11 protein-coding genes and 1 pseudogene are annotated in these 12,684 nt (G+C 66.2%); 8 read left to right on the top strand and 4 right to left on the bottom strand.

The annotated features are described in order from the left end of the window. The first annotated feature begins 215 nt into the window (after positions 1-215). Positions 216-464, top strand: coding sequence for a hypothetical protein (locus NOV72_RS15875; RefSeq protein ID WP_106855558.1), 249 nt, complete (start codon positions 216-218; stop codon positions 462-464). 157 nt (positions 465-621) lie between these two features. Here the strand turns inward: NOV72_RS15875 and NOV72_RS15870 are convergent, their stop codons facing one another. After that, entirely contained in the window at positions 622-774 is a 153-nt protein-coding gene (locus NOV72_RS15870) for a DUF3096 domain-containing protein (RefSeq protein ID WP_106855557.1), read from the bottom strand. A 203-nt stretch (positions 775-977) separates the two neighbouring features. Between NOV72_RS15870 and NOV72_RS15865 the strand changes: the two genes are divergently transcribed. The 3 genes from NOV72_RS15865 (at position 978) to NOV72_RS15855 (ending at position 4,061) form a co-directional block, all read left to right on the top strand. Further along, the gene (locus NOV72_RS15865; RefSeq protein ID WP_106855556.1) at positions 978-2,285 is read left to right on the top strand and encodes a lactonase family protein; all 1,308 of its coding nucleotides are present in this window, start codon (positions 978-980) and stop codon (positions 2,283-2,285) included. Positions 2,286-2,354: 69 nt separating this feature from the next. After that, a complete protein-coding gene (locus NOV72_RS15860; RefSeq protein ID WP_106855555.1) occupies positions 2,355-2,921 on the top strand; it encodes an antimicrobial peptide resistance and lipid A acylation PagP in 567 nt (188 codons plus the stop codon). 87 nt (positions 2,922-3,008) lie between these two features. After that, positions 3,009-4,061 carry a CorA family divalent cation transporter gene (locus NOV72_RS15855; protein ID WP_106855554.1) on the top strand — a complete coding sequence of 351 codons (1,053 nt, stop codon included), beginning with the start codon at positions 3,009-3,011 and terminating at the stop codon, positions 4,059-4,061. A 3-nt stretch (positions 4,062-4,064) separates the two neighbouring features. Here the strand turns inward: NOV72_RS15855 and NOV72_RS15850 are convergent, their stop codons facing one another. Continuing rightward, on the bottom strand, positions 4,065-7,730 hold the full coding sequence (locus NOV72_RS15850) for a DNA translocase FtsK (RefSeq protein WP_106855553.1): 3,666 nt from the start codon (positions 7,728-7,730) through the stop codon (positions 4,065-4,067). Positions 7,731-7,876: 146 nt separating this feature from the next. Further along, the gene (locus NOV72_RS15845) at positions 7,877-8,464 is read right to left on the bottom strand and encodes an META domain-containing protein (protein WP_106855552.1); all 588 of its coding nucleotides are present in this window, start codon (positions 8,462-8,464) and stop codon (positions 7,877-7,879) included. Positions 8,465-8,738: 274 nt separating this feature from the next. Between NOV72_RS15845 and purT the strand changes: the two genes are divergently transcribed. The 4 genes from purT (at position 8,739) to NOV72_RS15830 (ending at position 12,499) form a co-directional block, all read left to right on the top strand. Further along, the gene (gene purT, locus NOV72_RS15840) at positions 8,739-9,971 is read left to right on the top strand and encodes a formate-dependent phosphoribosylglycinamide formyltransferase (protein WP_106855551.1); all 1,233 of its coding nucleotides are present in this window, start codon (positions 8,739-8,741) and stop codon (positions 9,969-9,971) included. 31 nt (positions 9,972-10,002) lie between these two features. Beyond that, positions 10,003-10,170, top strand: a complete 168-nt coding sequence (locus NOV72_RS32315; RefSeq protein WP_181291067.1) for a DUF6726 family protein — start codon at positions 10,003-10,005, stop codon at positions 10,168-10,170. Between the two features lie 44 nt (positions 10,171-10,214). Further along, positions 10,215-10,571, top strand: coding sequence for an MliC family protein (locus NOV72_RS15835; RefSeq protein WP_106855731.1), 357 nt, complete (start codon positions 10,215-10,217; stop codon positions 10,569-10,571). 446 nt (positions 10,572-11,017) lie between these two features. Beyond that, positions 11,018-12,499: a DEAD/DEAH box helicase gene (locus NOV72_RS15830; protein WP_106855550.1), complete on the top strand. Its 1,482-nt coding sequence runs from the start codon at positions 11,018-11,020 to the stop codon at positions 12,497-12,499. A gap of 48 nt (positions 12,500-12,547) precedes the next feature. Here NOV72_RS15830 and NOV72_RS32780 read toward each other — a convergent pair. Further along, positions 12,548-12,684: pseudogene (locus tag NOV72_RS32780) on the bottom strand (IS4 family transposase); the annotation flags it as partial.

Genomic DNA, 12,684 nt, shown 5'->3' with positions numbered 1-12,684 from the left:
GATTGCGCTGTTGGAAAAACATTCGACTGATGTTTAGAATGAAGTTTCGCGAAAGGTCTTCACGCCGCTCCTTTTTTGTTTCCGGCGTCGAAACGATCCCGCCTTTCGCGCGTCTTTCAAGCATGATCCCGGCGCCTCGCCGCACGAGGGCTGTGCAATCGTTCTGTACGCTGTCCCGCCGCTTCCCAACGTAGCGTCTTCGAGGAACAGTACCCATGCTCTATCCGTCGAAAGCCGACTGTATCGCCATACTTTCCGCCGCGAGCCGCGTCTCGGACGCCGAAGCGCTGCTCGCGCTCGATCATCGTCATCTCGGTCTGTCGCGCAACGCGATGGAAACCGCCGCCGCCTTCCTCACGGAACGCGGCTGTTTCAGCCATTACACCTTCGGCGTCGCCGGCGTGTCGGTCGGTGCGTTGTCGTTGCAGGGACGCCTGCGTCTCGACCAGCTCGCGAACGGCTGACGAAGCCGGGTCCACTCGCGCGGCCCGTCCGCGTGTCCTTCTTTCGTGACACTTTGCGCACGCGCGCGGGGCAACCCGTGCGCGTGCGTTCGCGCATCTGTTCGCATCGACGGAACCGCCGGCGCGAATCGGCGTCACAACGACAGTCGCACGCCCGTCACAGATGGGCCGATCCCATCCCGAAGAGGCCGATCAACCCGATCACGATCAGATAGATCGCGACGATGAAGTTCAGCAACCGCGGCATGATGAGAATCAGGATCCCGGCGATCAGTGAGACGAGCGGGCCAAGGCTGAGGTGAATAGTCATCGCGGCAACTCCTGTTGTTGGTTCGAATCGTGTCGGTTGGCCTGGCGTGCGTGGTGTATCTTGGCTGCGGACTCCATCGCTCGCGATGGCGATCCGCGCCGTTTGGAGCGGAATTTGCTCCCGCACGTCCCTGGGCCTTGCGATGCCGGCGAACTCGCGCGTCGCCCCCGATAACAAGCAACAAGAGACGATGAGGAGGTTTCATGCACCCGAGCCATCCCTGCGGCGCGAATTCGCTCGTATCGACATTGCAAGACGCGCGCCCGATGCGCACGCGGCCCGTCGCGTGGGCGAAAGGCGTCGCGCTGATGCTGTCGCTGGCGGCGGCGCAGGCCTTCGCGCAAACCGCTGCCACGCCCGCCGCCGCGAGCGATGCGGCCGCCAGGAGCGCGGCGAGCGGCGAGGTCTACGACCTGCTCATCGGCACCTACACGGGTGGCGGCAAGAGCGAAGGCATCTACGTGTATCGCTTCGACACGGGCAACGGTGAACTGTCCCGCATCGCGTCGGCGCAGACGGTCAATCCGTCGTATCTCGTGGTGAGCCGCGACCGGAATTACGTGTACGCAGTGAACGAATTGCCCGGCGACAACGGCCCGGCGACGCAGCGCGGCGGCGTGAGCGCCTTTCGCTTCGATCGCGCGAGCGGCCAGTTGAGCTTCCTCAATCGCGTTTCGTCGGATGGCAACGATCCGTGCTACCTCGCGATCTCGCCCGACGGCAAATATCTGCTGACCGCCAACTACTCCGTGGCGTCCAATCCGGGCGGCAGCTTCGCGGTCTTTCCGCTTTCCGCCGATGGCCACGTCGGCAACTCGGTGCTGACCGTGCATCACGAAGGCGGCGGCCCGGTGAAGGGGCGGCAGGACAACTCGCATGTTCACTCGACCGTGTTCTCACCCGACGGCAAGTATCTCTTCGCGCAGGATCTCGGCGTCGACAAGGTGTTCGCGTACCGTTACACGCCCGATCCGTCCGCATCGGGCCGTGGCCTCTTCGGTCCGACCGAAGCGCGCTACACGCTGATCAAGCCCGGCTCCGGGCCGCGCCATCTGATCTTCGACGCGAGCGGCAAGCACGCCTATCTGACGACCGAACTGAACGCGTCGGTGCTCGTGTTCGATTACCACGACGGCAAGCTCACGCCGGTCCAGACCGTGTCGATGATCGCGCCGGGCTTCAGAGGCAAGATCGGCGGCGGCGCGATCCATCTTTCGCCTGACGGGCGCTTCGTGTATGCGACCAATCGCGGCGACGCCAACGAGCTCGTCCAGTATTCGGTCGATCCGAGTAACGGCCATCTGAAGTACGTCAAACGCTATCCGACGCTTGGCAAGACGCCCCGCGAATTCGCGATCGATCCGACCGGGCGCTGGCTCATCGTCGGCAATCAGGAGAGCGACAGCGCGTACTTCTTCCGCCGCGATCCGCAGACGGGCGAGCTCGCAGCGGACCCGAAGCAGCTTTCGATCGGCTCGCCGGTCGACTTCAAGTTCGTATCGCCGTCGTGACGGTCTGATCGGAGCGACGAGAGCGGCCGGCGAGCCGCGCCCCACACAGCGGCACGCTGTCCGACGAAAATGAAAAAAAATCTGGTCAAGGCGGTCATGGTTTCGATGTTGTGCGCGCCGCTCGCCGTCCGCGCGGACGACAAGAAAGAATGCGATTTCAAGCGCGACTGGATGTCGTCGGCGTGTCAGCGCGTGATGCGCGTCGCGCACGACGGCACGTGGGATCTCTACGTGACCGGCTACGGCTGGCACATCGATGGCTTCGAGAATCGCAGCGAACTCAACCCGTGGTCGTACGGCGGCGGGGCGGGCAAGCACTGGACCGATGCGAACGGCAACGAGGACATTCTGTTCGCGTTCGCCTTTTCGGATTCGCATCACAACTTCGAGCCGATCGGCGGCTACGCGCGCCAGTGGTACACGAAGTCAGTGCTCGGCGGCTTGCAGGCGGGCGGCGGATTCTTCGTCGGCGTCACGGCGCGCAGCGACGTCGCGCATTACGCGCCGTTGCCGCTCGCGCTGCCGATCGGCTCGATCCGCTACCGGCGCGCGTCGCTCATGGCGACGATCATTCCGCGCATTCCGGGCCTGAACGACGGCGACGTCGCGTTTTTCTGGGGACGTTACGAGTTCTAGTACGATGCGTTTCCGAGGCGCTCATTTGTCGCACCCGACTGAAAGGTGTACTGAGGAAATCGAAAGGCAACAGCAGGGAATGCAAGATTGAACACGACTCAACCCTACGACGCGCGCGAGCGTCCGCTCAAGCGCAACGAACCGGCGCCGCCGGGATTCATCAGCGCGTTCAGCTTCGCCGGCGGCGAGGCGTTGCGGCTGACCTGGGACGAAGCGCGCGAATCCATCGCGGGCGATGGCCCGACGTGGCTGCATCTGTCGGCCAACGACGACACCGTGGAAGGCTGGCTCGAAGGCGTCACGTCGATGCCGGATGTCGCGCGCGAGTTCCTGAACGGCGAGGACAAGCGCCCGCGCGTGCATATCGGCTCGAACTTCATGTACGGCGTCGTTGCGGATCTCGAACTCGTCGCGAAGACGCCGGATGCCGCCGCGCCCGGCGCACGCGAGGCGAACCGCGCGACCGGTGCGCTGCGCTTCTACGTGGACAAGCATCGCATGATCACCGTGCGCGCGCGGCCGCTCGAATCGACCGACCGGCTGCGTCACGCGGTTCTCGAAGGCACGATGTTCCGCGATACCGTCGATCTCTTCGCCGGCCTGATTCGCGCGCTGAACGATACCTTCGCGGACCGCATCGATGAAATCGGCGACTGTCTCGACGATGTCGAGGAAAGCGTGCTCGAAGGCGGTCACGCGAAGTGCCGCTCGGTGCTCGGCGACGTGCGGCGGCGTCTCGTGGAAGTGCGCCGCTTCATCGATCCCGAGCGCAACGCGCTGACGCAACTCGTCCTGCGCAAGCTCGAATGGGCCGAACCGCGCTCGATGGAAGCGCTCGTGCAGGCCATTCAGGTGCTCAACGGCCTGGGCGGCGGACTGGAAGGTCTCTATGAACGCGCGAAGCTGTTGCAGGATGAAATCGCGGCGGCGCTGTCGGAGGACATCAACCGCAAGCTGCTGTGGCTCGCGATCATGTCCGCGTTGCTGCTGCCCGCGACGCTCGTGACGGGCATCTTCGGCATGAACGTGGCGGGCTTGCCGGGAACGAAGGATCCGGCGTCGTTCTGGATCGTCGTCGGCATGATGACGGGCGGCGCCGCCATCACGATCTTTCTGCTGCGCCGCTTGCGGCTCTGGTAAAGGTCAGTCGGCCGGGCCGGGCGGCGCGAGCACTTCGCGGTTGCCGTTGCTGCCCATCGGCGAGACGAGCCCGGCCGCTTCCATCTGTTCGACGAGCCGCGCCGCGCGGTTATAGCCGATGCGCAATTGCCGCTGCACCGAGGAAATCGACGCGCGCCGCGTGCGCACCACGAAGGACACGGCTTCGTCGTAGAGCGGATCGGCTTCGGCGTCGGGCGTCTCGCCGAAGAGATCTGGCGTGCCGCCTTCGGACGTCGGAACGGACAGAATGCCTTCCTCGTACTCCGGCTCGCCGAACTGCTTCAGATACTCGACCACGCGATGCACTTCCTCGTCTGCGACGAACGCGCCATGCACGCGCTGCGGATAGCCGGTGCCGGGCGGCAGGAACAGCATGTCGCCCGCGCCGAGCAGCGATTCCGCGCCCATCTGATCGAGAATCGTGCGCGAATCGATCTTCGACGACACCTGAAACGCCACCCGCGTCGGAATGTTCGCCTTGATGAGGCCGGTGATCACGTCGACCGAAGGACGCTGTGTCGCGAGAATCAGATGGATGCCGGCCGCGCGCGCCTTCTGCGCGAGACGCGCGATCAACTGCTCGATCTGCTTGCCCGCGACCATCATGAGGTCCGCGAGTTCGTCGATGACCACGACGATGAGCGGCAGCGTGGCCAGCGGCTCGGGCGCGTCGGGCGTGAGCGAAAACGGGTTCGTGAGCTTTTTGCCGGCGGCCTCGGTGTTGCGGATCTTCTGGTTGAAGCCTTGCAGGTTGCGCACGCCGACCGCCGACATCAGCCGGTAACGCTTTTCCATTTCGCCGACGCACCAGTTCAGCGCGTTCGACGCGAGCTTCATGTCGGTGACGACCGGCGCGAGCAGGTGCGGAATGCCTTCATAGACGGACAATTCCAGCATTTTCGGATCGATCATGATGAGGCGCACGTCCTCGGGCTTCGCCTTGTAGAGCAGCGAGAGGATCATCGCGTTGATCGCGACCGACTTGCCCGAACCCGTGGTGCCCGCGACCAGCATGTGCGGCGCCTTCGCGAGATCCGTCACGACCGGATTGCCGACGATGTCCTTGCCCATCGCGATCGTCAGATTCGATTTCGACGTCCGATAAACGTCGTCCTCGAGAATCTCGGAAAGGCGGATCATCTGGCGCTTCGCGTTCGGCAATTCAAGGCCCATGCAGGTCTTGCCGGGAATCGTTTCGACGACGCGGATCGACGTGAGGCCGAGCCCGCGCGACAGATCCTTCATCAGGCCGACGATCTGGCTGCCGCGTACGCCGAGCGCCGGCTCGACTTCGAAGCGCGTGATGACCGGACCGGCGGACGCGCCGACCACCGTCACCGGCACCTTGAATTCCTGGAGCCGCTGCTCGATCAACTGGCCGGTTTCGTTCAGATGTTCCTCGGAGACGCGCTCGATCTCGCCGGATGCGGGTTCGAGCAGATCGAGCGTCGGCAATTCCACCTTCGATGCGTGCGGCGCGTGGAATTCGAACTCGGTCGGCGCGGAGCCGCGTACGGGCGGGCGCGGTTCGGGACTCGGGGCCGCAGTCACGACGGGCGGCGCGGCCGCGATGACGGGAAAGCGCACGATGTTCGACGGCGACGCGAATTCGTCGCCTGCCGCCTGGCGCTCTTGCTCCGGCATGTCGAGCGCTTCTTCCGGCTCGTCGATGACGTGCAGGCGCGGCGGGGCAGGGGGCTCGTTATGGACTTCGCCTGACGCGGGCGCGTCGAGCCACGGCGGCGTCGGCGCGAGATCGCGCGCGGGCTCTTGTATCGCGCTGGCTTCGATCGACGCGGCAGGCGCGACGGTTTCTGTCGGCGGCTCCGGCAGACGCAAGTCGAAGAGCGGCGGCGGCTCGACGAGCGCGGGCGCGATCGCGTGCGCGTCGATCAGCGGCGGTTCGATTTCCTCGAATCTTGCGCGTGCGGGCGTGACCGGCTCGACGCGCGCCACGACTTGCTGAAATTCTTCTGGCGGCGGCGCTACCGGTTCGATTCGCGCTTCGATGATCTGGCGCGTTGTGGCTGTGTGCGCGACCGGCTCGATGTGTGCCGCGACTTGCTGGAATCCTGCGGGCGCCGGCGCAACCGGCTCGATACGTGCTTCGATGTCCTGGCGCGTTGTGGGCGCGGGCGCGACCGGTTCGACGCGCGCCACGGCTTGGTGGAATTCTTCGGGCGGCGGCGCGACCGGTTCGATACGTGCTTCGATGTCCCGGCGCGTGGTGGGCGCGGGCGCGACCGGCTCGATGCGCGCCACGGTTTGCTGAAATTCTCCGGGCGCCGCATGAACGATGGCCTCATCGGTCACCGTCAACGCGTTTGCCTCGACGTCCGGCTGACCGGGACTGGCGCGCGCCACATGTCCGCGAGCGAGACTCGCGCCCGCAAGCGACGTCCAAAGCGCCGTTTTCTCTTCGATGGAACGCAGCGTTGCCTGAATCGCTTCGGGTGCGGGCGGCGGCGTGAGCGGCCCGAGCGGCGTGGCCGGGCGCGAGAACGCCGGTGCGGTGAGCGGCGCCGGCGCGAACTCACGCGTCGCGGCGAGCGCGGACGGACGCGCGGGCGGTACGCGTCGGATGCTTTGAGGCGCTTGCGGCAGAGGCGTTCTGCCCGAACCGCTCACGCCCGTCGCAACCGGCGTGGATGTGCTCGCCACACTCGACGACCTTTGCGCGGGCATCGAAGTCACCGTACTGCGCGGGCGATCCGTGCGAGGCGCGGGCGGCGGCGTGGACACGCGCGGCTTGTCGACGGCGACGGAAGCGCGCAAGCCCGAGCCCGACGGCTCGAATGCCGATGCCCGGCGCGGCGCGAACGGCGCGCGAGCCTCACGATTTGCCGATGACGCCGGCGGATTCAGCCAGTCCGCAGGCGCGACCGGCTCCATTTGCGTCACGGGAGGCGAGATGCCGGCGGCCTCGAACGCGGGGCGCTTCGCGTAAGCCTCGGCGGCGGCGATGGCACTCGCGGTGGCCGCCGTAGCGCGGCTCGCGGCGCTCTTGCCCGTCGCGGGCGGGCGCCACGCTGTCGGCCGCTGATAACGGCTGTTTCGTGGGCCGGGCGGAAGACCGAGCGTCGGCTCGTCGTGCGACGTGCGCGACGGCGACGCATCGAAACGTTCGGCGCGATGCGAACGCTCCTGCGAATCGGCCGCCGAGCGCGCGCGGGCGCGTCGCTCGAACCAGTTGCCGGTCTTGTCGCGGCCCGGCGAACGCTGACGCGGCTCGCTTTCGCGTTCGCGCTCGCGCGGCGTGAGCCAGCTTTGCGGCAGGCCGAAGCCGAACGCGTCGTCCGCCCAGGCCAGCACCGAACGCCAGCTGAATTCGATCAGCCAGGGCAGGAAGACGGCGAGTACGATTGCCGCGATCGCGGCTGCGCCGTTGAGATGCGCGGGTCCGCTCAACGCCGTGGCGAGCGCGCGACCGCAGCGGTTGATGTTCAACTGCGTTTCGAGCGTATTGGCGAGCGCGCCTTCGAGCGCGCTGCTCGCGAGCAGCACGCCGACGAAACCGAGCCAGAGGCGGATGGTGCCGGGGCCGCGTACGCCTGCGCTGCCTGGCAGCGCCAGCTTGACGATGCGCCAGAGGAGCGGAAGAAACCAGACGACCGATGCACCGAACCAGCCGAGAACTACCATGTGCATGCTTGAGATTGAATCAAGGTTGGATGAAACGAATCGGGTGATGACCCGAGATGCCGCCCGGCCGCGACTGCCGGCCGGACCATTCGATCGAGCAGTTTAACGGGTGCCGCGCGCGCACGACGCGCCTGCCGCATGAACGCAACACATCACTTCGCGCGCGGCGAGAAAGTGAGCACCTGACCGTCGTCGAGCGTCAGTTGCAGCGCTTGCGGCGGGTTCATCTGCACGCCGCTTTTCGCGATGTGCGCGAGCGCGTCGAGATAGGGCCGCTCCAGCGCCGCGCCCGCACCGGATGGACACGCCATGCGCGTGCCGGCGAGCGGGCCGAAAGCGAGCTTGCCGTCCTTCAGGTCGTACACGCCGGCGAAGCGGTTGCAGCCCGAAAAGCCGCTCGCCTGCCGATGCCCGTTCGCGGTCGAGAAATCGAGCGTGATCGGTTGCGCGTTTTCGGCCGCGTGCGGCACGGCGCGCGGCTGGCCGTTCGCGTCGGTCCAGCTCGCGAGTTCCCATTGCGTGTCGTCGAGCAATTGCGTGGCGGCGGGATTGTAGGGATCGGTGGGCGGCGCGCTTGCATCGGGATGCTTCGGCATCGCGCAGCCCGCGACGACGCTCGCCGCGACGACGAGCGCGCAAGCGCGAAACGCCAGCGACAGCGCCTCTTTGCGGCGCGACAGGAGATTTGACGATGAGCGCGCCGAACGAAGAGCGGACGCGCGAAAGAAATGCGTGGGCATCGATGATCCTGAAGCAGGCGAAACCGTAAGGGTATCGCACGCGTCCTGCTATTTGTCTAGCGCCCGTACGCAACAAAATGTTCGCTGCCGTTGTCATCGATTGGAAACTCTCGGGAATTCCGATCCGCATTCGCATGTCAATACCGTTCGTGACGACGCTGTCAATAGACCGGACGGCAAAGTGTTGCGCCTGGCGCTGCGTGTTAACATCGCGCCCAATTTCGCTGTTTTCGGCTTTGTTGACCTCGTCACCCGATCGATTCCTGGAGCACTCATGCAGACCGATTCGTTCCGCCCCGATGCCTTGAGCATCGGCACGCCGCTTTCCGCCAGCGCCACGCGCGTGATGCTCCTCGGCGCGGGCGAGCTCGGCAAGGAAGTGATCATCGCGTTGCAGCGCCTGGGTGTCGAAGTGATCGCCGTCGATCGCTATGCGAACGCGCCGGGACATCAGGTCGCGCATCGTGCGCACGTGATCGACATGACCGACGCCGTCGCGTTGCGCGCGCTCGTCGAGCAGGAGCGGCCGCATCTGATCGTGCCGGAGATCGAGGCGATCGCCACCGACGCGCTCGCCGAGATCGAAGCCGCGAAACTCGCAACCGTGATCCCGACGGCGCGCGCCACGCAACTCACGATGAATCGCGAAGGCATCCGGCGCCTCGCCGCCGAGGAACTCGGCCTGCCGACGTCGCCCTATGCGTTCGCGCAATCGCTCGACGAGATGAAGGCGGCGATCGGCAAGATCGGCTTTCCGTGCGTCGTGAAGCCGGTGATGTCGTCGTCGGGCAAGGGGCAATCGGTGCTCAAAAGCGACGCCGACGTCGAGCCGGCATGGAACTACGCGATGGCGGGCGGGCGTGTGAATCACGGCCGCGTGATCGTCGAGGGTTTCATCGACTTCGAATACGAAATCACGCAGCTCACCGTGCGCGCGGCCGATCCCGAAAGCGGCGAAACGCAGACTTACTTCTGCGATCCGATCGGCCATGTGCAGGTCGCGGGCGATTACGTCGAATCGTGGCAGCCGCAGCCGATGAGCCCGGCCGCACTCGAAAAAGCGCGCGACGTCGCCGCCAGGGTGACGACGGCGCTCGGCGGACGCGGACTCTTCGGCGTCGAACTCTTCGTGCGCGGCGACGAGGTCTGGTTCTCGGAAGTGAGCCCGCGTCCGCACGACACCGGCCTCGTCACGCTCGCGACGCAGCGCTTCTCCGAGTTCGAACTGCATGCGCGCGCGATTCTCGGCTTGCCCGTCGATACCACCTTGCGCGCGCCCGGCGCGTCCGCCGTGATCTACGGCGGCCTGGACGAAGCGGGCATCGCGTTCGAGGGCGTGGCGCAGGCGCTTGCCGTGCCGGGTGCAGATTTGCGGCTTTTCGGCAAGCCGGAGAGCTTCGTGAAGCGCCGCATGGGTGTCGCGGTCGCGACGGGCGCCGACACCGACGAGGCGCGCGAGCGCGCGAAACGCGCGGCGTCGAAGGTGCGGCCGGTTTCGGCGCAATGACCGGCGCGCGGGCGCCGGCGGGAGCAAGAACGTGAAATGGAAAGCGGTGGCCGCGCTCGTCGTGGTTTCCTTACTCTCGGGCTGCGGGCTTGCTGCCGCGCCGTGCCGCATCGCCTCGGCGGGACTGAAGATCGTGCCGGTGGTCGGCCATGTCGCAGCCGCGCCGACGGACGCATGTGCCGACGTGATCGATCCGTGATCGCCGGCGCTCGCATCGACTTCGAAACCATCGCGAACCGGATGATGAAGAAACCACTCGCACTCATGCTCGCGTCGCTCGCCGCACAGTCGGCGCTCGCCATGCCGCTCACCGTGCCGCAGATCCAGACCGCGTCGACGCAAACGACCCGCTACGACTGCAAGGACGGCAAGAGCGTGTCCGTCCAGTACACGAACACGCGCAATCACCAGAGCTTCGCGGCGCTGACCGTCGACGGGCGCAAGCTGCTGTTCGTCAACGTCATTGCGGGATCGGGCGCGAAGTACGTCGCCGATCAATACACGTGGTGGACCAAGGGCCCGCAAGCGAACCTGTACGACGAAATGGCCGCGAAGGATTCGCCGCCGCTGCTCGCGGATTGCGAGGCGCGCAAGAAGTAGGTGCGCGGCGTTCCGAAACGCGGTCGGCTGCGCTTTTGCGCCACAAGAGCGCACGCGCGCACGGTGCTACAATGTGCGGCTTTCCGGCTGTGGAAACCGCAGCCGGTCCGATTTCCGGATTTTCGGCATCGCCGTTCGATGCCAACTGAGCGGTACACGGGCCTCGAGCGAACCGCCGCTCAGAAAACCGGGCGATGCCGCTGCCTTCAAGGCGTCATCGAAGCCGTGTCCTATTCGGAGCGCGGGCTCGCGTACCGAACCGGGCGAGCCGGGCCCGAGGCCGGCCGCCCCGTCCAGCGCGCGCCTTGTGCCTGTTTGATGCGCCGCGTGCGCCAACGAAACCCATCCGCGTAAGCAACCGGTCGCGACGATCGACCGAACGATTCGACCGATTTATTACGCGCGCCGCACCGAGCGGCACTTTAGCGATAGCCAATATAGTCACCATGTCCGATTCCGCCGCCACGAACACGTCCACCGCAGGGGCCGACGCGCCGACGTTCGACCAGTTCGGATTGTCCGCCGACATCCTGAAAGCGGTGCGCGAGTCCGGCTACACGACGCCCACGCCGATCCAGGCGCAGGCGATTCCGGTCGTCCTCGCGGGCCGCGATGTCATGGGCGCCGCGCAGACCGGCACCGGCAAGACCGCGAGTTTCTCGCTGCCGATCATCCAGCGCCTGCTGCCGTCGGCGAACACGAGCGCCTCGCCCGCGCGCCATCCGGTGCGCGCGCTGATGCTCACGCCGACGCGCGAACTCGCCGATCAGGTCGCCGCCAACGTGCAGACCTACTCGAAGCACACGCCGCTGCGCAGTACGGTGGTGTTCGGCGGTGTCGACATGAATCCGCAGTCGGACGCGCTGCGCCGCGGCGTCGAAATCCTGATCGCGACGCCCGGCCGCCTGCTGGATCACGTGCAGCAGAAGACGGTCAATCTCGGTCAGGTGCAGATGCTCGTGCTCGACGAAGCCGACCGCATGCTGGACATGGGTTTTCTGCCCGACCTGCAGCGCATCCTGAATCTGTTGCCGAAGGAGCGCCAGACGCTGCTGTTCTCGGCCACCTTTTCGCCCGAAATCAAGAAGCTCGCGTCCACTTACCTGCGCAATCCGCAGACGATCGAAGTCGCGCGCAGCAATTCGACCGCGACCAACGTGCGCCAGATCGTCTTCGAGGTGCACGAAAGCGACAAGTCCGGCGCGGTCGCGCAGCTCATTCGCGAGCGCGAGCTGAAGCAGGTGATCGTGTTCTGCAACAGCAAGATCGGCGCGAGCCGGCTCGCCCGCGTGCTGGAGCGCGACGGCATCGTGGCGACGGCGATTCACGGCGACCGCACGCAGAGCGAGCGCATGCAGGCGCTCGACGCGTTCAAGCGCGGCGAGATCGAAGCGCTCGTCGCCACAGACGTGGCCGCGCGCGGTCTCGACATCGCCGAGTTGCCGGCCGTCATCAACTTCGATCTGCCGTTCAACGCGGAAGACTACGTGCACCGTATCGGCCGGACCGGGCGCGCGGGCGCGTCGGGCGACGCGCTGTCGCTGTGCAGCCCGAACGAGCGCAAGCAGCTCGCCGACATCGAGAAGCTGATCAAGCGTCCGCTCGAAGTCGAAACGCTCGAAGTGACGATGCCCGCCCGTCGCGACGGATCGGCGCCGCGCCGTGACGAACGCTTCGGCCGCCCGGAGCGCGCCGAGCATCGGCATGCGTCGCGCGACGAGCCGGGTGCGCGCCGCCGTCCCGCGGGCACGCACGATCGCCCGCGCGGCCGTCAGCAGCCCATCGACGAGTTTTTCCTGAAGCCGTACGAGCCGTCGCCGTCGGCGATGAAGCGTCACGAGGAAACGGTCGATCCCGAACGCAAGAGCACGCCGAAGCAGCCGCTCGCGGCGTTGCTCGGCGGGCTGGGAATGCCGCGCAAGTCGTGATTTCCTCAAGCTGAAGTAAAAAAAGCAGCCCACGCGGCTTAATGCCGTTCAGTTAAGGTCTTTTCTTAGATAGCGAACGGTGTACCGTTTGGGGCGGGATTTGACGACCCGGTCGCATGCACGTCCGGGTCGTTTTTCGTTGGGCAGAGACTTGAGCCTTTCGCGCAGACGCTGAAGGCAGGCGG

Source organism: Caballeronia novacaledonica (assembly GCF_900258035.1).
Classification (GTDB): Bacteria; Pseudomonadota; Gammaproteobacteria; order Burkholderiales; family Burkholderiaceae; genus Caballeronia; species Caballeronia novacaledonica.
This window is presented reverse-complemented; position numbering and strand designations above follow the sequence as displayed.

What these genes read in the sequence shown, in the direction of transcription:
- NOV72_RS15875 (WP_106855558.1), top strand. Translation starts at nt 216, where the DNA reads ATGCTCTATCCGTCGAAAGCCGACTGTATCGCCATACTTTCCGCCGCG.
- NOV72_RS15870 (WP_106855557.1), bottom strand. Translation starts at nt 774, where the DNA reads ATGACTATTCACCTCAGCCTTGGCCCGCTCGTCTCACTGATCGCCGGG.
- NOV72_RS15865 (WP_106855556.1), top strand. Translation starts at nt 978, where the DNA reads ATGCACCCGAGCCATCCCTGCGGCGCGAATTCGCTCGTATCGACATTG.
- NOV72_RS15860 (WP_106855555.1), top strand. Translation starts at nt 2,355, where the DNA reads ATGAAAAAAAATCTGGTCAAGGCGGTCATGGTTTCGATGTTGTGCGCG.
- NOV72_RS15850 (WP_106855553.1), bottom strand. Translation starts at nt 7,730, where the DNA reads ATGCACATGGTAGTTCTCGGCTGGTTCGGTGCATCGGTCGTCTGGTTT.
- NOV72_RS15845 (WP_106855552.1), bottom strand. Translation starts at nt 8,464, where the DNA reads ATGCCCACGCATTTCTTTCGCGCGTCCGCTCTTCGTTCGGCGCGCTCA.
- purT (WP_106855551.1), top strand. Translation starts at nt 8,739, where the DNA reads ATGCAGACCGATTCGTTCCGCCCCGATGCCTTGAGCATCGGCACGCCG.
- NOV72_RS15835 (WP_106855731.1), top strand. Translation starts at nt 10,215, where the DNA reads ATGAAGAAACCACTCGCACTCATGCTCGCGTCGCTCGCCGCACAGTCG.
- NOV72_RS15830 (WP_106855550.1), top strand. Translation starts at nt 11,018, where the DNA reads ATGTCCGATTCCGCCGCCACGAACACGTCCACCGCAGGGGCCGACGCG.